Consider the following 26,120-nt stretch of genomic DNA (forward strand, 5'->3'; position numbering starts at 1 on the left):
CGACAATCAGGCGGGTTGCGCGGCGACGGGCCGGGCGGGTGCGGGCTCGCGCGGCGCGGTCTCGAACGGCAGTTCGATGGTCACGGCAAAGCCGCCTTCCTCGCTCCGCCCGATGGCGAAGCTGTGGTCCTCGCCATAGCCCTGCTCGAGCCGGTTGCGGATGTTGACGAGTCCCACGCCGGTCGACGTGCGCGCACGGTGGCCGAGTTCGGCCGCGGTCAAAGGCCCCGCAGCGGCCGGTCCCGGCCCGGTGTCGCTGACCTCGATCCGCAGGCGGTCACCGCGGCGCTGCGCGTCGATGGAGATGCGCGCGCCCTCTTCCTGCGCGCTCACTGCGTATTTGATGGCGTTTTCCACCAGCGGCTGCAGCAGCAGCGACGGGATCAGCCCGTCGGCAGCCTCGTGACTGACCCGGAAGGAGGTGCGCAGCCGTTCCTCGAACCGCATCCGCTCGATCTCGAGATATAGCTTCAGTGTCTCGACCTCCTGCGCCACCGTGTGCTTGGCGCTGGGCTGCGCGACCAGCGTGTGCCGCAGGAAGGCGGACAGGCGCGTCAGCATCGCGTTGGCCGGATCGGTCTGCTTCAGCAGCACCAGCGTGCTGATCGAGTTGAGGGTGTTGAACAGGAAATGCGGGTTGAGCTGGTAGCGCAGCATGGCGAGCTGGGCATTGGCGGCCTGAGCCTCCAGCCGCAGCAGCCGGTCGGCCTGCTGCTCGATCTTGAGGAAGAAATTGATGGCGAAATAGAGGCCCGACCACGCGCCAAGGAGGGTCAGCGGATAGATCAGGATGCCCACGAACAGCTGGGCAAAGCCGGTCGTCGACTCCGGCCGGTAGAGCGTGATCACCCAGGCGTCGATGGCGGTGAGCACCGTGACCGCAACCACCAGCGCCAGGACGGCGCCCGTCCACAGCAGGATCGGGCGCAGCTGCATCAGGTGCCGGTAGATGACCGCCAGAATGAGGCTGATGGAAAAGCCGCTCACCATCTCGATCAGCGTGATGATGAGGAAATCCCATTCCTGCCGGCCGGCGATGGCCGAAGCCGAGCGCAGCACGAAGGCGCCGGTCCAGCCGGCGAACTGGAGCTGCCAGAAGGCGCGGTTCTTGTTCTCGAAGAACGGAACGGGCTTGATCGGCAGGGCAACCATGGCTGCGGCCGGTCATAGCGCAATTGTGCCGGCGCTCGCCAGCGCGTAGTGTCCGGCTGCGGCGGCTGGAGACAGGGCGATGGACGAGGGCAACGACAGCGGGAAAGGCGCCGCGCCGCCGCGCGCGCGCTTCCGCGAAATGAAGGAAGGAACGGCGGCCGACTGGGCGATCATCGCCGGCGAATATGGCCGCTTTGCCAAGGGACTGCCGGACCGGGTGCTGGACCACCTGCGCCTCCTCGAGGGGGATTTCGGCGGTTTTCCGGTCTGCCGGCTGGAGCACTCCCTGCAGACGGCCACGCGGGCGTGGCGCGACGGCCGCGACGAAGCCTACACGGTGATGGCCCTGCTGCACGACATCGGCGACACGCTCGGCAGCTACAACCATCCCGACGTCGCGGCGGCCATCCTGCAGCCGTTCGTCTCGGACGAACTGCACTGGATCTGCAAGCATCACGGCGCCTTTCAGGGGCACTACTACTTCCACTTCCTCGGCATGGACCGCGACGCGCGCGACGCGTTTCGCGAGCACCCGCACTACGAGGCCTGCCGCACCTTCTGCGAACTCTATGACCAGGCAGCCTTCGACCCGGACTATCGAAGCGAGCCGCTGGAATTCTTCGAGCCGATGGTGCGCCGCGTGCTGGCGCGGCCGCTCCGCTCGCCGCTTGCCCGAGCGCTCGACGCCTAGCGGATGGGGGCGGGATCGGCGGCTGCGGCGGCGGGAAAACGCGCCCGCCAGTCGGCAGCGCCGGAACCCTCACGGGCCGCCGCAATGAGCGGCAGCTCGGCAGCGATGGCAGCCGCACGCTCGTCCCATCCGTCATGGGTCCGGCGCCGCATGATGCCTCCCAGCGCGCCCGCGGCGCTGCGCGGACCCCATTGGCGCATGAACTGCACCGCCGCCTCGGGAGGATAGCCGGCGTTGGCGAGAAGCCACGGCATCATCCGGTCGGCCTCGCGCTCGGTCGCACGGATCTTTGCCTGGCTGCGTCCGTTGGCATCAAGCCAGGCCCGGTGGCCCAGCAGGTTGTGCGCAACCTCGTGGGCGACAGCCGCCGCGAGCAGCGGGTCGGGCAAGGCAAAGCCGCTGAACCGGCGGCCGATCAGCACCCGCTCGCCATCGGCCATGACCCGGCGCCCGTCATGCAGCAGCTCGAACCGGCTGACGCAGGCCGGCACACCGGCGATGCGCGCATGCGCGGTGGCGCCATCCTGCCGCCGCCACGCGAGTTCCGCGACCCCGTCACGGCGCAGCGAGGCGTCGATGGCCTCGTTGATCCGCGCCATCCGCTGCCAGGCGGCCGTGTCCGCAGCCTGTTCCAGCGGCAAGGATTCGCCGTCCAGCGCCAGCACCGCATCGTTCGCCCGCAGTCCGGCAGCCTCGGCCGGCGAGGCGGGCGCAACCGCCTGCACCCCGATCGGCCCGGCAAGGCCCAGCGCCGCACGCACAGCAGCGGGATCGGTGTAGCTGCCCGCATCGTGCAGCAGCAGCCCGAGCGCCGGGTTCCGGCGGGCGCAGAAGGCCGCATTTCCCGAGACTATCTGCCAGCCGATGCGGTGAAGGCGGGCCTCCTGCTCCTGCCACGCCGACAGCGGCGCCGCGAGCGGAGCGCCCGGCCCGGTGTCATCGGTGTGAGCCACCACGGGAGCACTGGCGAGCACGCACGCCATCAGCATTATTGGCGCAGGCGTTCGCCGCCCGGATCGTGTCATCGCGCCGCCGTCCGCGTGCCCGCCAAAGCCGCCGCGAGAGCACGCTCGCCCACGGCTCCCTGGATCAGCTGGTCTCCCGCCACCCAGCTCGGCGTGCCGGTGAAGCCCAGCTGCGCGGCGAAGGCGCGCGTGCGTTCCAGCTCCTGCTCGATCTCGGGAGAACGCAGGGCGAGCCGGGCCGCGTCGAGATCGAGCCCCGCCGCGCGGGCGGCCGCAGCGATGCTCGCGTCATCGACCCGTCCGGCCGCGAACATGGCGTCGTGAAAGGCTGCGAACCGCCCCTGCCGCGCCGCCGCCAGCGCCCACCGCGCCGCTTCCTCGCTGCCGGGGAAGATGGCCCATTCGCGGATCACCACCTTGAGCTCGGGATCCGCGGCGACGAGACGGGCGACATCGGCGACGCTCGCCTTGCAGTAGCCGCAGGCGTAGTCGGTGAACTCCACCAGCACCCGCGAGCCGTTCGGATTGCCGAGCACAGCGCCGGGAAACGGGGTGGCAACGTCGTCGCGGATCGACTGGAGCCGGCTTTGCGCCTCGCGATGCTGCAGGTTCTCGACCATGGCCGGAAGCAGTTCGGGATGGTCGAGCAGATAGGACCGGATGTGCCGATCTGCAAAGCCGCCGGCAAACCACAGCATGGTGCCGCCAAACCCGGCCGCCAGCGCCAGGACAGCTCCCGCCGCCCAAGGAAGCACACGACGCGCGAACGTGCTCATGTCAGCGCCGCGGCCGTGAACGCTCGCGCTCCAGCGCCGCCTGCGCCGCCATGCCGATGTCCTGGGCGCGCAGCCAGTCCGGCGAGCCGACCGGCAGACCCGCCTCCGCCCCGCGGGCGTTGCGCAGGGCCGCGGCGTGGTCGCGTCTCAGCGCCTGCTGCTCGGCGCTGGCCAGCATGGCGCGTGCCTGATCCCCCTGCTGGGCGTAGATGACGCCGAGCTGATGCCAAGCAAAGGCGTTGGCGCGATCGCGCGCCACGGACGCGCGAAGCACCCTCAGCGCTTCCTCGTGATAGGCCGGATCTTCCGCCGCGATCAGGGCATGGCCGTAGATCGATCCGATCAGCGGCGCATTGCCTGTCAACCGCGTCGCCTCGCGCAGCGGCGCGATCGCCTCGCGCGGGCGCCCCGATTCCAGCAGCACCTGACCCTTCAGCTCGAGAAAATACGGATTGTCCGGCTCCTTCGCGAGCAGGGCACGCGTTTCGGCCAGCGCCTGCTCGATCCGCGCGTCCTTGTGAAAGGCGTAGGCCCGGGCATAGTGCGCCGCCACGCTCGTGTCGCTCGGGGGGTAGGCGCGCAGGATCTGCTCGGGCTGGCCAAGATAGCCGGCGAGCTTGGCCTTGACCGCTTCGAAGCGCGCCTGGAGGCGAGGATCATCCGGCGCGTCCCAGGCCGGGTCGGCGACATAGGTCTCGCGCAGCCGCTGGATCCGGTCCACCGACAGCGGATGGGTCTGCAGGAATTCCGTCTCGTCGTTGCGGCGATAGCCACGCATCGACAGCTCGCCCTGCAGCTTGCGGAAGAACGACAGCGACCCGCGGCCCGAAATGCCGGCAGCCGACAGATATTGCGCGCCGGCGGCGTCGGCGCTCGCTTCCTGGACGCGGCTGAAGGCGAGGAAGCTCCCGATGGCGGCCCGCTGTCCGGCCATCATGATCCCCGGCGCGACTTCGCCCGCCCCCGCAGCCGCCGCAGCAACGCCGAGAAGCAGCGACAGCAGGCTGACCCGCGCCGCATTGCCCATGCCTTCGTGGAGGCGGTTGATGTGGCCGCCGGTGATGTGGCCGAGTTCGTGGGCGATCACGCCCTGCACCTCGTTGGCCGTGTCGGCCGCTTCGATCAGGCCGCTGTGGATGTAGATGATCTGTCCGCCCGCGACGAAGGCATTGATCGACGGGTTGGCGACCAGCACGATCTGCACATTGCCCGGCTCGAGCCCCGCCGCCTTGACCAGCGGTGCGGCCATGTCGTTCAGCAGGGCCTCGGTCTCCGTGTCGCGCAGGATCGACTGCGCCAGCACCGGCCGGGCGGTGAGCATCAGCAGCGCAAGGCTGGCGAAGGCCGCGGCAAGCAGGCGCAGGGCGGTCGGGATGCGGTTCATGGCCGGTGCAACGCTAAGATGCCCCGGCATGAATGGGCGCTGAAGTGCCGGGCGAGGACGGGTCCGGGCGGTGATCGGGGACAAGGGCACGGTGGGCAGGGCCATCTGCGCCGAGCCCCAGCATCTCGAGGAAGCCGTGTGCGGCGGCGTAGTCCGGCCCCTGCCACAGCGGCACGCCGGCAGCGGCGATGGCGGTGGCAAGCGGTCCGTCGGCGGCGCGCGGCGGCCGTCCGGTTGTGCGGATGAAGATCCCGCGCACGCGGCCGGGATGCTCCTCCACGAAGGCGCCGAACGCGGGCAGGTCGTCCTGCGTGTCGTCGCCGACAAGAATGAAGGCAAGATCGGGGTAGAACGCCGCCAGGTGGCGCAGCGCATCCCGCTTGTGCGCGCCATGACCTGACCGGCCGAGAGTGGCGCGGTTGAACCCCCAGTCGCGCAGCAGCATGGGTCCGGGCGGCAGCGCCCTGCCCGCCTTGAAGGCGGCGAGATAGGGAAACAGGTTCCAGGGGCTGGAGGAGATGTAGAACACCGGATTGGCCGGCGCGGCCAGGCGGGTGCCGCCGGGAACTCCGCCGTGCCCCTGATCCGCGCTCCGGCTGCCGAGCGCGGCGTAGAACGCGTCGGCACCCGGGACGAGCAGGCGTTCGCCGGGCCGCTCCAGCAGCACGCGCCGCCAGTTGCGCGCGAGCGATCGCCAGCCCCCGGTGATGCCGGTTTCGATGATCGTGTCGTCGATGTCGGAGACGATGGCGGGGCTGGCGGCGCCGGGCGCGAGAACGAACGCCGTGCTGCGGCGCTCGTGCCGCCCGTCCCGCCAGCGCAGCGTCACCGTTTCCCAACGCGGAGAGAGATCCGGCGGCTGTGGCACGGGCGCGGGGATGTCCCACACGGCGAATCCTTCGTCATCGGTCGTCGCCTCGTGCACCGTGCGGGCCACCCCGTGCCCGAGTTCCAGCCGCACCGGAAGGCGAGGGACCTCGCGCGACAGGTACTGGCCGGCCATCAGCCTCAGCGTCCGCCAGCGCCCGGCGCGCGTGGCGTCGAAATCCGGCGGCGCGGCGCGCAAGGCCCGGGCGCGCAGCCGCAACCGCTCCGCGTTGCGATATCCGTGGAAGGGGTGCAGGCAGATGGAACGCAGCAGCAGGTCGGGCACCAGCCTCCCCTAGCCGCAACGATGCCGGGGAACCAGCGCGCCGACGGGCCGTCAGAGCATGTTCGCCAGCCGCCGCAGCAGCGTCATGTCCTCGGCGGCGCCGCCAACAACGGACACCGTGCCATCCGCATTGCGTCGCAGCATGGCGACAGCGAATTCCGCGCCGTCGTTCAGCACGTCGAGCGGGTCAAGCGCGGCGAGCGCCCGCAGCCGGCATATGGTTTCCTGAGGCAGCGCCGCGGTGCGTCCTCGGGCGGCATCCTGCCCCCGGCGCAGCGCCCGTTCCTCCGCGACGAGGCCCTTGAGCCCGCCCGCCGCGCCCTGCAGCAGGCCGGCAAGCTCGCCCTGCCCGACCTGCCGCCGCCGCGCGTGCATCAGCACCGCCGCGTATTCCGCAAGGCGTGTCTTGTCGTAGTCGGCGCCGAACACGAGCTTCACCACCGGGGTCATCGGCGCGCGAGGCGAGACGGCAAGGCCGCTGTCGGCGAGCAGTTCGCGCCACTCGTCCGGCGCCGCCTCGGCGGCGATGCTGACGTCGTAGGCACGGCTGATCGCCTGGTAGAGCGCCTGCCTCGTGCGGTCCTCGCTGTTGCGCGCGGCATGGGCAAGCTCGCGGGCGGAGGCGAGGCAGTCGTGAAGCCCGTCCGGCGCATCCGGCGATGCCAGCGCCGCCGCAATCCGCTCGATCATGGCTGCGGGAGAATCCGCCGGCGGTGTGGACAGGGCGGGATGCGCCTGCGCAGGCCCGGCGAGTGCCAGCGCAGTCTCAGACGCGCCGTCCGCGGGCACGGGAAGCGCGTGGACGACCGCCGCTTCGTGGGACACGGCGGCCGCATCGTCCGTGCTGTCGGCGTCGGGAAGCAGGGCCGCTTCGGCATAGTCGTCGAAGAGGGGCATCGGCGCGTTGACCGCATAGCGCGGCATGGCGCCCAGCGCGCCTCCGGCCGCGATGACCGGTGTCTTGCGCAGCCGGGGCCTGCTCCCCGGAGCGGCGGTCGTCGGCGCGGCGAGCGCCAGCACGGCGGCCGGTTCGCACCCCGCATCGGGCTCTTCGTCCTCGTCTGCTGCCGCGCCGCCGTTCTCCTCGCCGCTGGCCGCCGGCGCCGAAGCGGCCGTGTCGGGCTCGGTCACGAGCAGGTCGAACGAGGCGAGATCGAGCACGTCGGCGTCGCCATCGGTGCGGGCCGGTTCGGGATCGGCTTCGAGACAAGGTTCGCGCACGGCGAGCGCAGTCGTCAATTCATCGAGGAGCGCGTCAGCCGTCTGCGGGTCGGCCAGCTCCTTCCAGTTGATGACCCCGTAGATGAAGTCGATCGTCTCGTCGTCGCTCGAAAAGGGCAGCAGGATGCCGCGATACAGCACCGCGACTCCGCGCTCGTTGGTGAACTCCGCCTCGAACCCGATCGGCGCCTGGTTGGCGAGGATCTGCATGTAATGGTCGGTGATGCGGCTGAGGAGGGAGCGGCTCGGCACGTCGCCGAGCTGCGCCACCGTTCCTTCGGCGCCGCATTCGGCGGCAAGGCGGGCGCCGAGAAAGGCGACCAGGGGATCGTCGATGCCGCGGCTGAAATCGAGCAGGACGCTGTTCGGTCCGAAATCGGGCAGATTCGCCGGATCGAGATCATCGATCGAGGGGAAGTTCCGGTCGCCCAGCATGCTCGCCCAGTGATTGTAGGCGCGCACCTGCATGCGACGCTCGTCCTGCCCGACCGGCGAGGGCGGCGGGTCGCTTGGCGCGGCGTGATCCTCTTCTTCCGCGTCACTCCGGGCGATGAGGTCGGCGGTTGCGGACAGCGGGGGAGAGGCTTCGCTCCACTCGCCTGCGTCCGCTGCGCCGAACCCACCGAAAAATCCGCGCCAGCCGTCCATGCCGTTTTCCGCCCCTGCATCCGCGAGTCCATCGCCTGTGTGGAGGGGCGTGGTAAACATTTCGTGAAAATCGTGGCCGCTGACGCCGTGGCGGCTCGGCTGTTCAGAGCATGTAGCGCACCGTGATCGCCAGCCGCGTCTCTCCGCCGGAGGTCGTGAATGCGGCATCGTCGAACCGGGGCGGACCCATGCGCACCGGAGCATCGCGCGAAAAGCCGAATCCTTCGCGCGGGATCATGCCGAGCGACCGGTCCGCGCGGCCATTGCCGTTCTCGTCGTGAAGCAGGGCGACGGCGTAGCGTCCGGGTGCCACGTTGCGGAAGACCAGCGCGTGCCCCCTGCCCGCGGGGACGACGAGCCGCTGTGCGTTGGGATCGTCGTTGCAGCGCGGGAACGTCACCGGGTCTCCGGTGAGGCAAGCCATGACGCTGCCCCTGGCCGAACGCAGGTCGCTGACCGCCACCTCCACCCGGCCGCTGCCCGCCATGGCAGGCGGTGCCGGCGCGTGACCCGTGGCGGGCGCTGCAAGGAGTGTCGCCGCCAGAACGGCGGGCGCGATAAAGGCGCGTGTCGTCGAGTTCATCCCTTCTCCTCCCCGAGGGCGGCCGACAACCCCCGGTCGGTTCCGCACCATCGATCCCAGTGCCTGAAATACAGGCCGTAATTGCAGCGGTAGTTCTCGTGATGCCGCTGGTGGTGGCTGGCGGTGATGACCCATCGCCCGACCGGTCCTTTCACCAGGCGCCCCGGAAAGATTTCCCAGCCCAGGTGGTTGGTGGCCCCAAACACCGTCATGATCGTCAGCACCAGCCCGAGCACCGCGACGTGGACCGGCACCACGAACACCAGCGCGGGAAGGATGGCCGCACCGACGAGCGACTCGCCGGGGTGGAAGCTCATCGCCGTCCAGGCCGTCGGCCGGCGTCCCGCATGATGCACCGCATGATAACGGCGAAACAGCGCCGGCCGGTGCAGCAGCCGGTGGGTCCAGTAAAACCACGTGTCGTGGACCAGAAGATAGACGGCCAGCGAGAGCGGCGCATACCACCAGGGGAAGGCGCTCCAGTCGGTGTAGATGCGCGTCGCCCCAAGGTGGTGCCAGGCCCACAGCATCAGCCCGCCGAGCGCCCCGTAGATCGCGGCGGCGCTCATCGACCAGCCGATCTCGCGGCGGATCTGCGCGCCGAGGTCCGCCACATGGCCCGGCCGCAGGCGCAAAGTCAGCCAGTGCAGCGCACCGCTGACCAGCAGATAGCGGACCGCAACAATCACTGTGGTGGCAAGCAGAGCCACGAGCAGGGCAGCCGGCGTCGACATCACGGCTCAGCCTTATGCGCCGCGGCCGATGGACGCGAGGTTAAACTGAAGACGGAGGCTGGGGCGGTGGCGGGCCGCGCCGCCCGGTCGCCCGGCGCGCCGCCGCCAGTTTGCTCAGCCCGTCTCGCCATGCTCGGCGCAGGAGGGATCGGCGGCAAAGCACAGCCGCCGCATCGCCGTGCGGGCGAGGCGCTCGACCTCCTTGCGCCGCCGCGCCGGAGCCAGCGGCACGGATGCGGCGGGCCGGACGATCTCCGCGTCATAGCCGTCGGACACGATGGTTCCGCACCGCTCCGGCAGGAACGCCGCATCGTCCAGCGGCCCTCGGCACAGCGTCGGCGGCAATCCCCAGTAGAAGCGGTCACAGTACGCGAGGTAGTCGGCCCACTTGCAATCGCCCAGAAGATCGGCGCGGCTGACCTTGATCTCGACGATGATGACGCAGCCTTTCGGGTCGATGCCCATCAGGTCGGCGCGGCGGCCGTTGCGCAGCGGCATTTCCGGCAGGCACCAGATGCCGTTGCGGGCGAACAGCCGGGCGATGCCGCGCGCCACGCGCAGCGCGTCGACCGCTCCCGCGCCCCCTTCGGGCAGGTCGCGCCGATGTGATTCATCGGAGGAAACGGTGGCGGAGGAGCGGGGCGTCTCGAGCATGCCTCCCGCCCTGGAACACAGAGGGAACAAAAGCAAGGCAGCAATGACGCGCCCCCCGGTGCCCAAATCCCGCTGGCGCGGCGTCGCCGCCTTTGCTAGAGCACCGCCCTCACCGGCACCCGTAGCTCAGCTGGATAGAGCGCTGCCCTCCGAAGGCAGAGGTCACAGGTTCGAATCCTGTCGGGTGCGCCATAATTTCAGTGACTTCCGCCACAGCGGCCACGAGCTAGACACTTCCGGATGGCCGAAAGGGGTCTTCTTAGGGGTCTTTCTGCCTGATGTGTGACTCCCGCGCTGTTGGTGGACTGGGCTAGGCAGGAGCAGGAGACTTGCCAACCTGCGTGCAGCCGTTTGCGTTCTGCGATCCGCCAACGCCAACGTGTCCGGCGCGCGAGCAACAAACTGTTTGGCTACAGCTCCGACTTTCGTAAGGAGTATTTTGTCGAATTAGAAACCGCGCGCCCCGCTGGCGCGCAGGGGGGGCCGCGTGGCAGGTTTGTTTGATCGCTTTGAATGGTTTCACGAAGGCGCACACGGGCGCATTTTTCATGGCGATTCGTATCACCTGATTTCCAATCTGCGCGCCTCATCCGTCGATCTTTTCGTCACAAGCCCGCCCTTTGGTCTCGTACGTGAAAAGGAATACGGCAACGTCCAAGCCGACAATTACATCGACTGGTTTCGACCATTCGCCACGGAACTACACCGGACTTTAAAGAACACGGGCAGTCTTGTAATCGACATCGGCGGCACTTGGAACAAGGGATTGCCAACGCGTCACCTTTACCACTTCAAGCTTCTCATCATGCTCTGCGAAGAGTTCGGCTTCCACCTAGCGCAAGATTTTTATTGGTGGAATCCGGCTAAGCTGCCGACCCCGGCCGAATGGGTGACTGTCCGGCGCATCCGCGTGAAGGACGCCATCAACAAAGTTTGGTGGCTGTCGAAAACGCCGTGGCCAAAGGCCAGCAACAAGCGCATTCTGCAGCCGTACAGCGATCACATGAAAGACTTGCTGAAGAATGGATATCAGCCGAAAATGCGGCCTTCGGGTCATGACATCAGCCAAAAATTTGGAACCGATAATGGCGCAGCTATTCCACCAAACTTGATCGCTGTCGCCAACACCGAGAGCAACAGCAGCTATTTGCGCTACTGCCGGGCAAATGACATCAAGCCGCACCCGGCCCGCTTTCCCGTTGAGTTGCCCGAGTTCTTCGTTCGAATGCTCACAGACGAAAATGATCTTGTGATCGACCCCTTTGCAGGGAGCTGTGTTACTGGCGAAATCTGTGAACGATTGAAGCGGCGCTGGATATGCGCTGAATTGCGACGCGATTACGTTCAAGGTGCAGTCGGCCGCTTTTTGACCGACGAATTTCCGCCAAACGTGGCCAATCGTAACGCTGAAAATGTGAGCTACCGCATCGCGCGACCCGGTGCGAACTGGACGGACAGGACCACCGACCAACTTGATGCAACCGGCGGCCAATCCGCGAAAGCGGTGGCAGCTTCCCCGGTCAAGCGCCCAGTTGGCAGACCAAGGAAGGTCCGGCCATGAGCGCGCCGCCCGGTGCTGGCTGGAAGGTCAAATACTCGCTTCGCGCGTGGCAGCAGACTGCGAGCCAAAAGTGGCGCGACAAGCGAAAGGGCGTCGTGTCGGTTGTGACCGGCGGTGGAAAGACCGTCTTTGCCGAAACATGCCTCGCGGAGTTTTTCGATGCGCATCCCGATGGGCTGGCTGTCATCATCGTGCCAACAAGCGCACTTCTCGATCAATGGTATCTCTCGTTACAAGACGAGTTAGGCGTTGAGAAAGAAGCAATCGGGGTGCTTGGTAGCGGCGAGCGCCCGCATGAGGACGCCAAGATAGTTATCGCGGTGATTAACTCCGCTCGACGCGTCGCGGGCAAATGGGCGCAAGACGGCCGCCCGGTGATGCTGGTTGTCGATGAGTGCCACCGCGCTGGATCGCCTGAAAACGCAAAGGCGCTAGAGGGCGTGTTTTTGGCGACGCTTGGGCTGTCCGCAACGCCCGTCCGCGAATACGATGATGGCTTCGCAGCATATATCGAACCGGCGCTTGGGCCGGTCATTTACGAATACACTTACGTAGAGGCCTATGCTGATGGCGTTATTACGCCGTTCGAACTGCACAACGTCCGCGTGGCGATGCTCGAAGACGAACAAGATAAATACGACAGGCTCAACAAGCGGGTTCGCACGGCTTTTGCGCGAGGCGCATCGGCCGATGACGATGAAAGTTTGCGGCGGCTTTTGCAGCAGCGCGCGGCGGTCAGCGGCACAGCTCTTATGCGCATCCCAGTCGCGGTGAAACTAATTGAGGATCATCGTGGCGAGCGGGCGATCATCTTCCACGAGCGAACTGACGCCGCCGATCATATCCTCAAGCTGCTTCAACAGCGCGGCCATTCGGCGACAGTCTACCATGCAGGTCTTGCGCCTGCGCTCCGCCGCGAGAATTTGAGGCTGTTCCGGCGCGGCGTCTTCGATGTGCTCGTCTGCTGTCGTGCGCTTGACGAAGGCATGAACGTTCCCGAGACCAGCGTTGCCGTTATCGCCAGCTCGACCGCGAGCGAGCGGCAGCGCATACAGCGGTTGGGGCGAATCTTAAGGCCCGCAAAGGGTAAGGCCGCCGCGACTGTTTACACGATCTTTGCAACGAACGAGGAGCATGACCGCTTGGCAGCCGAGGCCGACAAACTGAGCGGCATTGCCGCCACTATTTGGCACGAAGGCAGGGCTGCTGTTCGTGGCTAGGCTACGTTTCAAGAATGATTGGTTCTACCCGCTCTCGCCAACCACATTAAGCGAGATGCAGTTTGAAGACCTGCTCATCCAGAACTCGGAAGTTTTTCGGGCATCAAGCTGGATCGTGCGGTTCAAAAAGGCTATTTACGCCGCCGAAAGCTCCGCGCGGGCTGATCTTGCGATCATCGACCGAGACTACAGAGAATGGTTTGTGGTCGAGGTCGAGATGACCAGGCACAGCCTGTACGGGCACGTGCTGCCGCAAGTGAGGACACTTCGCGACGGCTTCTACGGCCAGCCGGAAGCAGAATATCTTTCGGAGCGGCTTCCCGCTGCGGACCCGGCGCGCGTCGCGGACTTAGTGCGCGGCAAGAGCCCCCGTATTGTCGTGATCGCTGACCGCGCCTCGCAGGACTGGGGCAAAGTGCTGGCCGGGGCCGATGTCGAGTTCATAACCCTCGAAGTTTATAAGTCCGAACTGAATGCCTACATTTTCTCGGTCGATGGCGGTCTGCCGCAGCGAGCGCACGATCTCGTGAGCTATTGCACCATTCACCCCATGCTGCCGCGCCAACTGATCGTTGAGTCTCCAGCGTCACTTGGCATTGCCGCCAACGAGCGGCTGTCGGTATTGTGGGAAGGCCAGATGATTGAGTGGGTCCGAATGGATTCTGGCGATAGCTGTTACTTGCGCACACGGGGGCCGGTGAGGCTAAAGACGGGAATTCGTTACGCCCTTCTGGTTGTGGAAGATGGCCAGATTGAACTAAAAGCCGTTGGCAAAGAGGGGATTGAGTCATGAGCGTGAAGTTCGGGATCGGGAACAACACGATTCGATCCTATCGACGGCTGGCCTACACACCATGGCACGCGATGGCCGAGTTTGTCGACAACAGTAGCCAAGCGTACTTTAACAACAAGGCTACGCTAGACGAGGCGTATGCGGCAGCTGGTGAGAAGCTGCATGTTCATATTGCTTATGATGCCGATGAGGGTGTCTTAAGCATTGCTGACAACTCCATCGGCATGAACCTTGAGGAGCTAGCTCGCGCACTTCGCGTCGGAATCCCGCCTGAGAACGCAGACGGTCGGTCGCGCTACGGTATGGGGATGAAAACAGCGAGTTGCTGGATCGGTAACGTCTGGACTGTTGAAACCAAAAAGCTCGGAGAGGACACTGCCTACCGGGTAACGATTGACGTTGAGAAGGTGGCCGATGGCGAGGAGGATCTGCCGATACAGACCTTCTCCAAGCCTGCCGACCTTCATTACACACTCATCCGCATCACAGCGCATAACCGCCGCTTCCACGGCCGCACCCTTGGCAAGATCAAGGAGTTCCTTAGTTCTATGTATCGCGAGGATTTCCGTGCCGGCATAATGGAGCTGCGCTGGCAGGGTGCCATCCTTTCTTGGGATGAGATCGATAACCGCCTCCTGCGCGACAAATCAGGCGCGCTTTACAAAATGCCCTTCAATTTCGAGATCAATGGGAAGAAGGCTAGCGGTTGGGCAGGCGTTCTTGAAACCGGCGGCCGAGCTTACGCCGGGTTTTCGATCATTCATTCTGGTCGCGTAGTTAAGGGCTATCCCGATTCATGGCGCCCCGAGAAAATCTACGGCGGTGGCGGAGGCAGAAATGATCTGATCAACCAACGCCTCATTGGTGAAATTCATCTAGACGACTTCGACGTGTCTCACACGAAGGATGATATTCTTTGGTATAACGATGAGGAAGAACAGGTCGAAGCGAAGCTCGAAGAAGCAATCAAGGACTACATCGCTGCAGCTCGCCAAGTGAAAAAGAACCGCTCCGGCGATGGACCATCAGAAGGCGAAATCGATGCAGCCCTTGCAGCTTTGAAGCAGGAACTCCTCTCCAAGGAAATGATTGACTTAATCCAAGTTGATGTTGTTCCATCTGAAGAGGACATAAAAAATGCCCGGCACGCTATCGCCGCTGAAATCATAGGCACTGAGCCTGATTTTATCGCTAAGATTGGGGAACAGCTTCAGGTCGCCATATTTATTGAAGAAGGCATGAGTCTGAACGATCCTTACGTGATTTATGAATCCGCCAAACCTGATCAGGTATGCGTAATCATCAATCAGAACCATCCGCACTTTAGTCAAATTGAGGGTACTGAGGGCGTAGCTAACTATTTTCGGCACTGCATCTATGATGCGATTGCGGAATGGCAGGCCGCTAGGAAGGTGGGCTCGATAGATCCAGACACGATCAAATCGTTCAAAGACGGTTTGCTGCGCGTGGGCATTCGAATTGAGCAGTCAGACCCTGCTGCTTGATAGATTGCGACGCGGAGTCGAGTTTAGCATCTAACTTGGGCGTGTTGCCCCCCCCTGCATCACATTTGGCTTTGAGGGGTAAGTAAAGATGAATGCATTCCGTGAGGCGCTGACGCCCTTGGCCCAACGATTGCCCCGCATTGCGCGGGAGCACGAGATACTGCGCTTTGCGGCAGATTTGCCGACCGTTGGTAATGGTGCCAACGCGGCGGTGATCGCGCGCCAGCAGATTTTGCAATGGGCTCAGAAACGAAGTGGCGGCTCGTTTCCAGCAATGGCCTTTGCCGGTGAAAGTTTCGAACATCTTGCTGCTGGTCGAAACAGTGCTGCCCTCAGGCTTCAAACAAATGATCTCGATATATGGGCAATCCGCCAAGATGATCCCGATAAGCAGGTTCCGGGTCGGATTTGGACCACGGAGGCGGTTGTCTGGAAATCAAAGGACGACATTGCTCATGTTGCAGGCCGATTGCTGGTGGGAACGAGCGAAGCGCAAATAGATATTGCGCCCGCTGTGCCTGGATTTGCGATGCAGCTTGTCGAGCATTGCGGGATTTGTTCGGCTGGCCACCCCGTTCGCTCAACACCATGGTATATCAATTCACAGGGCGATCAGGACGATTTTCTTGATTTATTGACAGACCAGAGAAGGCGGCTCCCGATCGTCGTCATCACCACCATTGACGAGAACGAAACGCGCACTCTGGTTGACCCGGCAGTTCTTGCCCGTGCGCTAACTGGATTGGCGTTTGTAGTAGCGATTTTGCCGGCCACATCATGGGAGATAACACAACGTTTCGATAAGCGCCGCTCCGTGTTCGGCGGAGCTGCCCGCGTGTATATGCCGGGCTTCGATGAAGATTCAGACGCGTATGCTCATCCGTTGCTTTTGGCCACCAGCCTGAACACGGTTGAAAAAGGAGCATTGGGCGAGCGGCGCATCCGGGAGATGGTGTCGCAGTTCAGTTTGCGTGCTGTGCGATTGGGCGAGCACGTGATCCCCTTTTCACGGCTCCGCAGCCTTGCACTGGAAGCCAAGCAAGAAGTGCTGACCGCAGAAGGGGCGGCCGACGAAGATCAGCTGGCGGCGTCTAATGAACGAATTGCGTCACTAGAGGTGGAATTGCACGAAGCCAGGGAAATCGAAAGGCTAGCTATCGAAGAATCGGCAATGGCCGAAGAGCGTGCGCGATTGGCGGAGGCGCAAAGTGCCAACGCGGCGGCGAGGGTTCAGCAACTCCTACAACAATTGAAGGAACGCGGAATTGATCCAGACGACGGCGCGCAGCTTCCCGAGCAGTGGGGCAGCTTTGTCGATTGGTGTGATGAGCAGTTGGTCGGCCGGGTTGTGCTCACTGGGGCAGCGCGAAGGGGATGCAAAAAGGCTATCTTTGGCAACGTTCAGCTAGTTGCGCGCTGTATGCTTTGGCTCGCGACGGAATGCCGATCACGCTTCATGGAAGGCGGCGGGTCGTTGCGCGATGAGGCGCTGGAATCTGGTATTCGCAATGCGCCCTGCGGCAGTGATGCGTTTGATAGCATTTGGATGAGCGGCAAGATCAAGATCGACTGGCACATTAAGACGGGCGGCAATTCTCGCGCCCCCGAGAATTGTTTGAGAATTTATTACGGATGGGACGACGCAACCCAACAGATTATCGTGGCAGATATGCCTGCGCATAGGACCACTGCCGCGTCTTGAGTGCCCTCTGCCTTTGAAGGGCGGCGCTCATAAGGAACAAGCGTCCCAGTAATCACTATACGCCAGTATCTTACGGACAGCGCAGTGCAATTCGAACGTGCCGATCAGTTGGAAAAGGGTCTATTCGGGGGTCTCCATGCTCGGTTGATCCTGATCGTACCCTGTTGGCAGGCCGCTAGACCTAGGCCGTGAACTCATAAACGTTGTATCCCGGCACGCATTTGAGAGGCCCGTCACGAGTGAGCAAGCGCAGTGGCGGTAGCAGAGCTACCGCCACTGCGCCGCGAGCGCTGTGCCGGGCCTCTCAAATGCGCCCTGCGGGTGGAACGCGGCCAAATGGCGTCGTTGCGTGGCCTTGCCGGGGGGGCGAAGCCCCGCCTGCGGCCCCGCGCCTAGCCATTTGGCCGCCTCAGTCCATGACGGGGCACGACGTTTATGAGTTCACGGCCTAGTTCTTGACCAGTTATGTGGCGCTGCCGAAGTTTTGCTCCCACTCGAACCGGTCCCACTTGGCGGCGGAAATCAGGTGGGGCGCAACTTGGCAAATGCGCTTCACCTCGTCGGCCTCGACAGAGAGTTCGAGTTCCGTCGCGCCGTCCGCACCTGCCAGCGGGCCGGGACCGGGTGGCCAGACGATGAGGGTGAACAGGCGTTCCCCCAATTCCTTGCGGGGCGGCTTCACCCGAATGTAGCCGATGCTGGGCAGATCGATGCCGCCGATAATCATGGGTAGCTTCCTTCAGCTTGTGGCCCTTCGGCCCCGGCGCTGAGGCCGGGGCCGGGCGGGCGGGTGCGGAGAACGGGTGCACCCCCAGCCGCCGGGCAAGGGCGGAACCATACCCCGCCCGGCAAGACGAACTTGGGCGTCAGAGCCTCACCGCTTGTTGGCGGGCGTAGGCTCGGACTGGAGATTGGCCGGGTCCGGCGCGTCGATGACATGCCGCCGGGTGCCCACCTCCACCGGCAGGATGCCCGGCGTCCTCGGCTGGCGCAGGTCCATGGGTTCGAGCGCCTCGTAGGTGTAGCCGCCCTTGCCGTCCGGGATGGCGATGTTGGCAGGCGGCACGACCGGCGGTTCGGTCTCGTGCGGAGGCTTTGTGGTTTTAGAGTTCATGATTTGTTCCTTTCATGGTTAAAGTCCGAGTTCGGCCACAAGCGCCGCGCTCTTGTCCGGCCCGAAGCCGTCGCCAACGACCGTGGCGACAAATTTCGAGATGTCGTGGAAGCCAGCACCTTCAACGCGGAAGATGGGCTGCCCTGCGGTTTGGGCCCAATGCCAATGTTCTTGCGGCAGCCGCGCCAGCAGGGACTTGTGCAAGGTGGCGATGCGTGCGGCCTCCCGAGTCTGCGCTTCCGCCGCCGCGTGCAGTGCCGAAAGGACGGCCCGCCATAGCGCTTCCCGCAGCGGCTCCACCTCGGCCAACAGCCGGGTGTGTTCCTCGCGCAAGGCATTCACGCGCTGCTCGGCCTCGGCAATGTCGCGGGCATAGCGGCTGGCGGCAAAAGTGTGCTGGTCGCGGGCGGTGCTCCATTCCTCTGCGCTGGCGTAGGCCTCCGGCGTGGGTTGCGGCCCCAGCCGGACCTGCCCGTCCGCCAATGCCGACAAGCGGGCAGATGCCGCGTCCAGTTCGGCGCGGGCAAAGGCGGCAGCCTTCCGCTGCGCCGCATCGAGCGCTGCCCTTCGCGCGGCGAAGTGCTGCCGGGCCTGTTCGTCGAATAGATCAATCATGGTGCCGCTCTCCTCAGTCAGCATGGACAGGCCCCGAAAAGGCCCCGATGGCCCCGAAAGCCCCGATGTTTAGGGTCTTGCGAACGAATAATTCCTGGGTGGGAATTAACTTCGTCTAAGGGTCGATTTGGCGGGGCCTGCGGGGCCATCGGGGCCTTTTTCGGTCTGGCCATGGCTACATGCCCCCCAAATCGTCCGGCGTGCGCCGATATTGCCTCAATTCGGCCCAGCCCCGGCCTGCCAGCGGGCTATCGCCAGACAGCGGCAGAGTGGCAGCGATGTATTGGTTGCGCCCGTCCACCTTTGGGCGCTCCTCGTGCTTGCAGACGTGCAGCCCGGCGCTGGCCAGCCATCCACGGATGACATGCGCTGGCACGTCGCTGCCCGCGCGGCGCTTGCCACCGGCAGCGCGCACCCATGGCAAATAGTCTTGCTCCACCAAGATGACCGGCTGCCCTTGCGCCTTGGCCATTTCGGCCAGATCGAGCGCCGCCCGTTCTTCGGCAGAACGGCTATCCTCGATGAGATGGCTCTTCCGTTTGGTGCCCGGTGCCGTCTCGCCGGGGCGAACAGCGTGGCCCTTGCCCTTCACGAACTCCTGCGCCCAATGCACGATTGCGCCATGGCCGCCGCTGGCCAGCCAGCCGTGGAAGCGCGCCCAAAAGCCCGCATCGCCATCGGGATGCTTGGCCTCAGTCACGCGCGGTACCAGCCACCGCCGGTCGCTCTGCTCGATCATCAATGCGCGCTCGGAGTTTGACCCAAGCAGAAAGTGCGCCTGATTGCGGACGTTGTAGGTCGCGGTGAACTTCTCATTCACCAGCAGCAATTCGTCTGTGATGGCGGACTTGAGCCGGTTGTAGGCCTTCCAGCTTCCGCCTTCGTAGATTTCATGGACGGCGACCAGCCGCTTGCGCGCCAGCCAGCCGTTGAAATCCGAGTTGACGATGAGGGAGGCCGAAGGCGTGCTGCAATTCTGCAATCCGACCAGCGCACACACTATGTCGAACAGCGTGGACTTGCCGACGCCTTGCATGACCGACACCAGCAATACGCCATACATCATCCGCACGCTCGGCAAGGCGACGAGCGTGGCGAGCCACCGGCAGAACTCGTGGCGATCCTCTTTGTCCGGGAACAGGTGCGCAAGGAACTGCTCCCAGATGCCGCTGGTGTCTTTCCACGGCGCAATGTGCGGCGGCATGTGCGTATTCAGCACCCGCTGCCCGCCCAGATTGATGATGCCCGGCAAGCGCCCCGGCTCGTAGGCAATGCCATGCACGATCGACTTGTAGGCCTGTGCCTCGAACACTTCGGACAGGCGGCGCACGTGACTGAATACCCGGTTGATCGCGTCGAACTGCTGCGGATTGAACAACAGCGCCGGGTTGTGCTTCGGCGCGAACATCGTGCCGCTCGGCGTCACGATCTGAATCCAGAGCGCCGCGAACTCCTGCCGCAAGATTATTGGTGGTGTGCTCGGACGGCCCCGGCCAGTGGCAGGGGGCGGATTGCCGAGGCGCGTGGCCTGCGTTGCGGGCAGCGTGCAGTCGCGCATGGTAGGCCCGGCATAGCGCGGTGGCCCGTCGCCAGCCTTCTTGAACAGCTTCGCGGGGAACGGGTCGGCCAAGTCGAAACTCAACGGCCATTGTTCGGTGGTGAACCGCACCGCCTCGACAGTGACCGGATATGCCGCCAGCAGCCGCGCAATCTTGGGCACCGCGTCGTGCCCCGGCCCGTCATTGTCGGCGACGATGACAATGCGTTCGGCATTGGCCAGCGGCGACCAATCCGTCCTGTGCGGGTTCAGCGCCCCGCCAATCCAACCCAAGTGCGCCGCGTGCTGCAATTCCTTGCCCCACGGATGGGCGGCGAGCGCGGCCTTGGCTTCCGGAGTGGCCGCCTCCACCATGCGCCGCACGGCGCGCGCGGCCTTCGCCCCTTCGTGCAGAAAGACGATGCTATGCGTCTTGAGTTGATCGAGACCCCATAGGGGCAACAGCCCTTCCGGCTCCAAGCGCCGCCACTGGTTGTCGTCCCAATAGGTCCAAGGTAGACAGGCCTTATCGCCGTTGGCTCTATAGACCCGCTGTTCGAGCATGATGATCTGACTGTGCCCGGCGGCGTCGGGAATTGTGCGGAACTCGAACAAGTCACCAGCCTTTTGCGCTTCTCGCAGCGCGTCGGGCAGGTATCTTGCTTCCCAAGGGGTGACGTGCTCTGGCCAGAGCGCCGCCGCCGCCGCTGCGACAATGAGCAGGCGCTCGCTATCTGTGGGCTCGAAATCCGCGGCATTCTCGCCTTCCGCCGCGCGGACAGGCATCCGCCATTCTGCACCCTCTTTGGTCAGCCTAATGGTGGCGCGCGACTGCACATATTTGCCGTCACGTTGCTCCACCCGCGCTGTGCGCATGCCGGTCACTGTCGCACCGATGCGGTCGAGATATGCGCGCACGGGCGGGAGCCACCCCCAATCTGCGATCATGTGCCGGGCGTCCGCCGCCGGGCCGCTCCCGTCGCCGCTCGCCACAGAGGCGGCGTCGCCGGTAGGTTCGCCCTCGTCCGGTCCCGGCGGTGCTCCCTGAGGCTGCAAACCGGCTGCCCTGGCGTCGTGCTCCGGGTCGGTCGTCACGCGGCGTCGTCCGGACGAACGGCACCCATGCGAGCTTCAACCGCCGCCTCCATGTCCGCGAGACGCCAGCCGAACACCTTGGGACTGAAAGTCACACGCGGGGGGAGCTTGCCATCCGCTTCCAGTTCCCGAAGTGTCTTGGGCGTGATGCCGAGCATAGCCGCCGCCTCGATAAGGCGGACGAGCGTATGGCCGCTGAGGCGCTTGGCGCGTTCGCGGGCGAGGTCCATCTGTTCAACGCGCCGCTGCTTGCGGGCTTCCCATTCAGCTAGATCGGCACCGTCACGGTGCTTGCGTGCAGGCATAGGTCACCACCCTTCTCAACCGCCAAGCGGCTAAATGTTGGATGATGCCGAGAGCCTTTACGCCGGTTTGATGGGGTGTCCGGTCCCCCCGCTCTGGCAGTCAAGATCGCGTTCGAACGCCAATACATTCGAACGCAACCTTTATGCCTCGACTCGCCGGTGAAGAAAACAACTTTTCTTTCCCGGCCTATGCGACCCAAAAAGTTGTAATTTGAGCGAGAGCTTAGCTCCTTTCTTTTCCGTCTCCGCGCCAATTCAAATTTCTGGTAAGATGGACGCATGTTGTTTTGGTGCTTGCGCGCTCACCGAAACGACATCTGAACTACGTTTTCGGCTGCCGTCCCCTCCACAATCGTCAACAGTTTGCGGCTCCACCACTCCAGCAGCTCGCGCTTCCTCAGGCGGTAGCGGCGCTGGAGGTCGCCGTGGTCATAGACGCGAGTGACACCAGCGGTAATTTCGTGGTTCACGGTCGCTTGCAGCACGTCGAGCGGGGCGGACCATGTGATTTCGCCTGCCGCATTCTCTTCGCCGTCGCGGCAGCGGGTTATGAAAGTGTGCCGCAGGTCGTGTAGCCGCCATGGCGTCACCGGGGTCGCGCCGATCTTGGCCAAAGCCTCCGCCTTCAACTTCCGGGTGTCGGGTCGCAATGCGCCGCCCGCGCGGATGGACCGCCATTCGGCGTCTGAGAGGTTGGCGAGCTCGCCTTGCACGGTGCGGTTGAGCTTGGCGCGAAGCGGGGTCCAGCCGCTGATGGGCGTGTCACCTGCCTCTGAGGGGAACACCAAGCCGGACTTGTGCCCTAGCGCCTCGTAGGCCTCCTGCATCTCCCGCAGAATGGCGAGCGCCGGGGCGGTCAGCGGCACTTCATGTGTGCCCGCGCGATTCTTCACCCGGTCAGCCGAGATGATGAGCAACTGCCGGTCCCAATCGACCTCATCCCAACGCAGCTCTGCAATCTCCGACCGGCGCTGGCCCGTCAGCATAAGCATACGCACGACCGCGCCGAACGAACCGCCCTGTCGGTTCGTAGCGCGCCAGATGGCGCGCAATTCTTCGTCAGCGAGAGCCCGAACCTCCTTCACTGGCGCTTGCCGCGCCGTCATGCCGGACGTGGGCAATTGTCCGTGGAACAGACCGCGCGACTGGGCGAAGCGGAACACCATGCGGACGTTCTTCAAAGCTGCATCGACCGGGCCACCGTCTTTCTCAATGCACGACAGAAGGCGGGCAATCATAGCCGGAGTGATCTCATCCAAACGGGTGTCGCCCAGCGTCGGCAGCACCAGCCGGGTTAACAGGCTTTCGCGCCCAATGGCGGTGCCCGGTGTCACTGGCCGCTTGCGACCGCCCACCAGTTTGCTGGCCTTCATGGCCGCCACATATTCCTCGGCCACGTTCGCGAAGGATTGCGCTCGACGGTTTGCTTCTTCCCGCTCCTCAGCCCTGCGCTCCTCAGCGGCTTTGACCTCTGGGTCGATGCCCTGGGCAGCAAGGACCATAATCTCGTTAGCCGCCTTGCGCGCCGACGCGACGCCTATAGCCGGAAAGCGCCCCAAAACCATTTTGCGGCGCTGACTGCGCTTGCCAGCGGTATCGGGCAGCCGGAAGATGGTGACCCAACTCTTGGTGCCGTTCGGCGTGATCCAAAGGAACAACCCCGGCTCCGTGTCAGATACTTCCGTGCGGCCCTTCGCTGGGCGGCGATAGCGCTCGACTGCGGTGTCGGTCAGATGCGTCTTGGCCATGCCTTTTCTCTGTCGGTTTGCCCGCGAGGGGTCTTTTAGGGGTCTTTCCGTCCGTTTTTCAGCGGTCGGCTCCGTTCGCTATCCCCTACGCTTCTCGCTCCAAAACGACAAAAAGAAAAGCTAAAATAACATCTTAGATGGGACCAAAGGTTGCCTGCGTTCGCCTCCGTTTGTCATGCAGGCCGCCCTCCGAAGGCAGAGGTCACAGGTTCGAATCCTGTCGGGTGCGCCAGCTGCTTTGAGTCCAGGCGACGATCCCGCTCCTCGGGGTGCGTGTTCGTCAGCGACCCGCAGCAGATCCCCACCAAGGCTGCATTCGGAGCGAACGGCGCCATCGAAACAAAGTCCCGTTCGGTGTCGAACCTGCTGCCGGGCCGGTTCCTCGGCAAACGCGCCCTCCGGCATCAAGGGCAAGGATGGTCTGATGCAGCATGGCGTCGTGCGAAGAGCCGTACACGTCGTCACCAGTCCCGCACCCGTTACTCCCCCGCCGCGCCGCGGCGGCGCTGTCGCCAGCCGGTGCGTGGCGAGGCCGGTCCTAGAAGCTCACCCGTCCGGTCACGCCGAAGTACCGGTCGGCCTCGCGCGGGATGATGTAGCGGTAGCTTCCACCCGGTCCTCCCGACGTGATGGCGGCGGCGAAGCTCTGGTCGAAGAGGTTGCGGACCTGGAAGGCAAGGCGGAAGCGGTCGCGCGCGTCGATGACGGCCAGCGACAGGTCGACGAGCGCATAGCCGTCGATCGTGGTCGCCGCGCGCACCGCCGGATTGGCGTCGAACTGGCTGATCTGCTCGGACTGCCACGAGGCGATGGCATTGACGCCGAAATCGACTGCCCCGCCGGTGCGCAGACGCCAGTCACCGGCGAGCGAGGCCTTCCACTCCGGCGCATAGGCAAGGCGCGTTCCCGGCGGGATGACGCCGGTGACATTCCCTGCCGGCTGGCGGAACTGGTCCACGCGGGCGTCGGTGTAGGCGATGCCGCCCGACAGCGACAGGTCGCGGGTGGGGGCGAAGATCAGGTCGAGCTCGGCTCCGCGAGTCGAGATGCGTCCGGCATTGGTAAACCGGGTCACGACCACCCCCGCAACCACGTCGGGATTGTTGGCCTGGAAGTTGTCGTAGCGCGCGTAATAACCGGACAGGTTCAGCACCAGACGGCCGTCGAGGAAGCTGTTCTTGATCCCCGCCTCGTAGCTGTCGACCGTTTCCGGCTCGATGACATTGGTGCCGGTGCTCGCCAGATTGAAGAAGATGTTGAAGGCCGGCCCCTTGTAGCCGCGCGTCCACGTCGCATAGAGGACGTTGTCCGGCGTCAGGTCGAACTGCGCGCCCGCCATGCCGGACCAGTTGTCGTTGGTGGTCTTGGCGGTGAAGGGCACGCCGTTGGAGGCGGCCACGGCCTGTCCTTGGGCGATGTTAGGCGCCACGCCCGCGGCGACGAGCTGCTGGTAACGGTCGAACACGCCCTGATCGAAGTTCGGCTGGATTCCCGGACCGGCGAGCGCGGTGCGGCGGATGTGGAACACGTCGAGCTGGTCATGCGTGAACCGAAGACCGCCCAGCAGGCGGAACTGGTCGGTGATGTTCAGCGTCACCCGCGCGAACGCGGCCAGGTTCTTGAAGGTTGAGCCGAACGTCGCTGTGCCCGACGGCCGGGTGACGACGATGCCGGGCGCGTCGCAGGCCGTGAGGACGGGCTGCGCCGGCGTGCACAGCACCACGTCGCGAGTGAAGGTGCGCTCCGTGTCCGCCCAGCTGTAGAACAGCCCGCCGACATATTCGAGCAGTCCGCCCTGCGGCGATGTCAGGCGCAGCTCCTGGGTGAAGGTCTTGCCGGTCTGCGGCCCGACGTCGTGCAGCTCGTTGAGGCCGGCATTGGCGAAGGGTCGCGGCAGCCAGTCGCCGTCGCGGATCTCCTCGTTGTCGTAGCGCCGCCACGAGGTGATCGAGGTCACGGTGTTGGTGCCCAGCGTGGCGTCGATCTGGACCGAGGCGCCGTAGGACTCCTCGTTGGTCGCGGTGACGAGGTTCTGCCGCACGCGGCGGGTCGCGTCCCCCTGCGGCGCGGGCAGCACCTGGGCGGCAAGGTTCGCCGGAACGGTGCCGATCGCCTCGGCGCAGCAGTCGTCCTTGGCGCGGCGGTAATCGGCAATGACGGTGATGCTGAGGTCGGGCGTGGGCTCGATCACCGCGAGGCCGCGCACTCCCCAGCGATCATAGCCGTTCACCCGGCGTGAGACACCGGGCGCCTCGTTGAACAGGTTGCCGTCATAGTCGCTCACGAAGCCCGTGAGGCGCAGGCCCGCGCCGGCGCCCAGCGGAAGGTCGAGCGCGGCGCGCACCCGGTACTCGTTGCCCTCCCCGAAGAAGTAGCCCGCGTCGACATAGCCGCCCAGCGTGTCGCCCGGCCGCCGGCTGACGATGCTGATCACCCCGGCGCTGGCATTCTTGCCGAACAGCGTGCCCTGCGGCCCGCGCAGCACCTCGATCCGCTCGATGTCGACGAGGTCGCTGAAGGCCTCGCCCGCGCGCGAGAACACCACGCCGTCCACCACCGTCGACACCGACGGCTCGCCGGCGATGGAGAAGGTGGAGGTGCCGACCCCGCGCAGGAACAGCGACTGGTTGATGCTCGTCCCCGATTTGCGGAAGTTCAGCGTCGGCACGAGATACTGCGCATTCTCGAGATTGATGCCGCCCTGCTGTTCGACGAGGCTGCCGCCGACGACGGAGACGGACAGGGGCACGTCCTGCAGCCGCTCCTCCCGCTTCTGTGCGGTGACGATGATTTCGGTGCCGACGGTCGTGTCATCCCGCTGTTCGGGCAGTGCCGCCTGTCCCGCCTGCGCCTGGGCCGGTGCCGGCGCGGCGACCATGGCGGCCAGCGCGATGGTGGCGGCTCCTGCGAGCGAGCCCTTGTCGATTGCCTTCATCCCCGTTCCCCCTGTCTTGGTCCCCTATA

22 protein-coding genes and 1 tRNA gene are annotated in these 26,120 nt (G+C 64.9%); 7 read left to right on the forward strand and 16 right to left on the reverse strand.

Going from position 1 to position 26,120, the window contains the following annotated elements; all coding sequences use genetic code 11:
* Positions 1-6 precede the first annotated feature (6 nt).
* Positions 7-1,152, reverse strand: coding sequence for a sensor histidine kinase (locus tag ETO60_RS02740; RefSeq protein WP_130002451.1), 1,146 nt, complete (start codon positions 1,150-1,152; stop codon positions 7-9).
* Positions 1,153-1,231: 79 nt separating this feature from the next.
* Between ETO60_RS02740 and ETO60_RS02745 the strand changes: the two genes are divergently transcribed.
* Positions 1,232-1,843 carry an HD domain-containing protein gene (locus tag ETO60_RS02745; RefSeq protein ID WP_130002453.1) on the forward strand — a complete coding sequence of 204 codons (612 nt, stop codon included), beginning with the start codon at positions 1,232-1,234 and terminating at the stop codon, positions 1,841-1,843.
* On the opposite strand, the gene ETO60_RS02750 is transcribed toward ETO60_RS02745, so the two are convergent.
* From ETO60_RS02750 to ETO60_RS02785, 8 genes are all read right to left on the reverse strand, one after another.
* Positions 1,840-2,832, reverse strand: a complete 993-nt coding sequence (locus tag ETO60_RS02750) for a PDZ domain-containing protein (protein WP_130002455.1) — start codon at positions 2,830-2,832, stop codon at positions 1,840-1,842. The two genes, ETO60_RS02745 and ETO60_RS02750, sit on opposite strands and share 4 nt — an antisense overlap.
* Before the next feature lie 32 nt (positions 2,833-2,864).
* Positions 2,865-3,584, reverse strand: a complete 720-nt coding sequence (locus ETO60_RS02755) for a DsbA family protein (protein WP_165362093.1) — start codon at positions 3,582-3,584, stop codon at positions 2,865-2,867.
* Between the two features lies 1 nt (position 3,585).
* Positions 3,586-4,968: a M48 family metalloprotease gene (locus ETO60_RS02760; RefSeq protein ID WP_130002457.1), complete on the reverse strand. Its 1,383-nt coding sequence runs from the start codon at positions 4,966-4,968 to the stop codon at positions 3,586-3,588.
* Positions 4,969-4,981: 13 nt separating this feature from the next.
* Positions 4,982-6,121 (reverse strand): phosphatase domain-containing protein, encoded by a 1,140-nt coding sequence (locus ETO60_RS02765; RefSeq protein ID WP_130002458.1) that lies wholly within the window; start codon positions 6,119-6,121, stop codon positions 4,982-4,984.
* Positions 6,122-6,172: 51 nt separating this feature from the next.
* The gene (locus tag ETO60_RS02770; protein ID WP_130002460.1) at positions 6,173-7,990 is read right to left on the reverse strand and encodes a PAS domain-containing protein; all 1,818 of its coding nucleotides are present in this window, start codon (positions 7,988-7,990) and stop codon (positions 6,173-6,175) included.
* Positions 7,991-8,093: 103 nt separating this feature from the next.
* Entirely contained in the window at positions 8,094-8,573 is a 480-nt protein-coding gene (locus tag ETO60_RS02775; protein WP_234026286.1) for a DUF2141 domain-containing protein, read from the reverse strand.
* A complete protein-coding gene (locus ETO60_RS02780) occupies positions 8,570-9,307 on the reverse strand; it encodes a sterol desaturase family protein (protein WP_130002462.1) in 738 nt (245 codons plus the stop codon). The genes ETO60_RS02775 and ETO60_RS02780 overlap by 4 nt, the downstream gene beginning before the upstream one ends.
* A gap of 114 nt (positions 9,308-9,421) precedes the next feature.
* A complete protein-coding gene (locus tag ETO60_RS02785) occupies positions 9,422-9,961 on the reverse strand; it encodes an MmcB family DNA repair protein (RefSeq protein ID WP_130002464.1) in 540 nt (179 codons plus the stop codon).
* 115 nt (positions 9,962-10,076) lie between these two features.
* On the opposite strand from ETO60_RS02785, the gene ETO60_RS02790 reads away from it, so the two are divergent.
* The 6 genes from ETO60_RS02790 (at position 10,077) to ETO60_RS02815 (ending at position 16,742) form a co-directional block, all read left to right on the forward strand.
* Positions 10,077-10,153 (forward strand) — tRNA-Arg (locus tag ETO60_RS02790).
* Between the two features lie 295 nt (positions 10,154-10,448).
* Positions 10,449-11,522 carry a DNA-methyltransferase gene (locus ETO60_RS02795; protein WP_130002465.1) on the forward strand — a complete coding sequence of 358 codons (1,074 nt, stop codon included), beginning with the start codon at positions 10,449-10,451 and terminating at the stop codon, positions 11,520-11,522.
* Positions 11,519-12,742, forward strand: coding sequence for a DEAD/DEAH box helicase (locus ETO60_RS02800; RefSeq protein WP_130002467.1), 1,224 nt, complete (start codon positions 11,519-11,521; stop codon positions 12,740-12,742). The genes ETO60_RS02795 and ETO60_RS02800 overlap by 4 nt, the downstream gene beginning before the upstream one ends.
* Positions 12,743-12,797: 55 nt before the next feature.
* A complete protein-coding gene (locus tag ETO60_RS02805) occupies positions 12,798-13,535 on the forward strand; it encodes a hypothetical protein (RefSeq protein WP_130002468.1) in 738 nt (245 codons plus the stop codon).
* The gene (locus ETO60_RS02810) at positions 13,532-15,040 is read left to right on the forward strand and encodes an ATP-binding protein (protein ID WP_130002470.1); all 1,509 of its coding nucleotides are present in this window, start codon (positions 13,532-13,534) and stop codon (positions 15,038-15,040) included. Before ETO60_RS02805 ends, ETO60_RS02810 begins: the two co-directional genes overlap by 4 nt.
* A gap of 88 nt (positions 15,041-15,128) precedes the next feature.
* Positions 15,129-16,742: a hypothetical protein gene (locus ETO60_RS02815; protein ID WP_130002472.1), complete on the forward strand. Its 1,614-nt coding sequence runs from the start codon at positions 15,129-15,131 to the stop codon at positions 16,740-16,742.
* A 463-nt stretch (positions 16,743-17,205) separates the two neighbouring features.
* Here ETO60_RS02815 and ETO60_RS02820 read toward each other — a convergent pair whose 3' ends face one another.
* The 7 genes from ETO60_RS02820 to ETO60_RS02855 form a co-directional block, all read right to left on the reverse strand.
* Positions 17,206-17,469, reverse strand: a complete 264-nt coding sequence (locus tag ETO60_RS02820; protein ID WP_130002474.1) for a hypothetical protein — start codon at positions 17,467-17,469, stop codon at positions 17,206-17,208.
* A gap of 147 nt (positions 17,470-17,616) precedes the next feature.
* Positions 17,617-17,856: a hypothetical protein gene (locus tag ETO60_RS02825; RefSeq protein ID WP_130002476.1), complete on the reverse strand. Its 240-nt coding sequence runs from the start codon at positions 17,854-17,856 to the stop codon at positions 17,617-17,619.
* Positions 17,857-17,874: 18 nt separating this feature from the next.
* Complete coding sequence (locus ETO60_RS02830) at positions 17,875-18,495, reverse strand: hypothetical protein (protein WP_130002477.1); 621 nt, start codon at positions 18,493-18,495, stop codon at positions 17,875-17,877.
* Positions 18,496-18,646: 151 nt separating this feature from the next.
* Positions 18,647-21,103, reverse strand: coding sequence for a primase-helicase family protein (locus tag ETO60_RS02835; RefSeq protein ID WP_130002479.1), 2,457 nt, complete (start codon positions 21,101-21,103; stop codon positions 18,647-18,649).
* On the reverse strand, positions 21,100-21,408 hold the full coding sequence (locus tag ETO60_RS02840) for a helix-turn-helix transcriptional regulator (RefSeq protein ID WP_130002481.1): 309 nt from the start codon (positions 21,406-21,408) through the stop codon (positions 21,100-21,102). Before ETO60_RS02840 ends, ETO60_RS02835 begins: the two co-directional genes overlap by 4 nt.
* Before the next feature lie 302 nt (positions 21,409-21,710).
* The gene (locus tag ETO60_RS02845) at positions 21,711-23,156 is read right to left on the reverse strand and encodes a tyrosine-type recombinase/integrase (RefSeq protein WP_130002483.1); all 1,446 of its coding nucleotides are present in this window, start codon (positions 23,154-23,156) and stop codon (positions 21,711-21,713) included.
* Positions 23,157-23,694: 538 nt separating this feature from the next.
* Entirely contained in the window at positions 23,695-26,091 is a 2,397-nt protein-coding gene (locus tag ETO60_RS02855; protein ID WP_130002485.1) for a TonB-dependent receptor, read from the reverse strand.
* Between the last annotated feature and the right edge of the window lie 29 nt (positions 26,092-26,120).

Origin of the sequence: Qipengyuania thermophila, from assembly GCF_004153605.1 — a bacterium.
GTDB classification, from domain to species: domain Bacteria; phylum Pseudomonadota; class Alphaproteobacteria; order Sphingomonadales; family Sphingomonadaceae; genus Qipengyuania_B; species Qipengyuania_B thermophila.

Excerpts from the sequence above, each read along its gene's own strand:
- ETO60_RS02770 (WP_130002460.1), bottom strand. The coding sequence starts at position 7,990 with ATGGACGGCTGGCGCGGATTTTTCGGTGGGTTCGGCGCAGCGGACGCA.
- ETO60_RS02840 (WP_130002481.1), bottom strand. The coding sequence starts at position 21,408 with ATGCCTGCACGCAAGCACCGTGACGGTGCCGATCTAGCTGAATGGGAA.
- ETO60_RS02740 (WP_130002451.1), bottom strand. The coding sequence starts at position 1,152 with ATGGTTGCCCTGCCGATCAAGCCCGTTCCGTTCTTCGAGAACAAGAAC.
- ETO60_RS02845 (WP_130002483.1), bottom strand. The coding sequence starts at position 23,156 with ATGGCCAAGACGCATCTGACCGACACCGCAGTCGAGCGCTATCGCCGC.
- ETO60_RS02745 (WP_130002453.1), top strand. The coding sequence starts at position 1,232 with ATGGACGAGGGCAACGACAGCGGGAAAGGCGCCGCGCCGCCGCGCGCG.
- ETO60_RS02750 (WP_130002455.1), bottom strand. The coding sequence starts at position 2,832 with ATGCTGATGGCGTGCGTGCTCGCCAGTGCTCCCGTGGTGGCTCACACC.
- ETO60_RS02855 (WP_130002485.1), bottom strand. The coding sequence starts at position 26,091 with ATGAAGGCAATCGACAAGGGCTCGCTCGCAGGAGCCGCCACCATCGCG.
- ETO60_RS02780 (WP_130002462.1), bottom strand. The coding sequence starts at position 9,307 with ATGTCGACGCCGGCTGCCCTGCTCGTGGCTCTGCTTGCCACCACAGTG.
- ETO60_RS02785 (WP_130002464.1), bottom strand. The coding sequence starts at position 9,961 with ATGCTCGAGACGCCCCGCTCCTCCGCCACCGTTTCCTCCGATGAATCA.
- ETO60_RS02815 (WP_130002472.1), top strand. The coding sequence starts at position 15,129 with ATGAATGCATTCCGTGAGGCGCTGACGCCCTTGGCCCAACGATTGCCC.
- ETO60_RS02820 (WP_130002474.1), bottom strand. The coding sequence starts at position 17,469 with ATGATTATCGGCGGCATCGATCTGCCCAGCATCGGCTACATTCGGGTG.
- ETO60_RS02805 (WP_130002468.1), top strand. The coding sequence starts at position 12,798 with ATGCAGTTTGAAGACCTGCTCATCCAGAACTCGGAAGTTTTTCGGGCA.
- ETO60_RS02810 (WP_130002470.1), top strand. The coding sequence starts at position 13,532 with ATGAGCGTGAAGTTCGGGATCGGGAACAACACGATTCGATCCTATCGA.
- ETO60_RS02825 (WP_130002476.1), bottom strand. The coding sequence starts at position 17,856 with ATGAACTCTAAAACCACAAAGCCTCCGCACGAGACCGAACCGCCGGTC.
- ETO60_RS02830 (WP_130002477.1), bottom strand. The coding sequence starts at position 18,495 with ATGCTGACTGAGGAGAGCGGCACCATGATTGATCTATTCGACGAACAG.
- ETO60_RS02760 (WP_130002457.1), bottom strand. The coding sequence starts at position 4,968 with ATGAACCGCATCCCGACCGCCCTGCGCCTGCTTGCCGCGGCCTTCGCC.
- ETO60_RS02800 (WP_130002467.1), top strand. The coding sequence starts at position 11,519 with ATGAGCGCGCCGCCCGGTGCTGGCTGGAAGGTCAAATACTCGCTTCGC.
- ETO60_RS02775 (WP_234026286.1), bottom strand. The coding sequence starts at position 8,573 with ATGAACTCGACGACACGCGCCTTTATCGCGCCCGCCGTTCTGGCGGCG.
- ETO60_RS02755 (WP_165362093.1), bottom strand. The coding sequence starts at position 3,584 with ATGAGCACGTTCGCGCGTCGTGTGCTTCCTTGGGCGGCGGGAGCTGTC.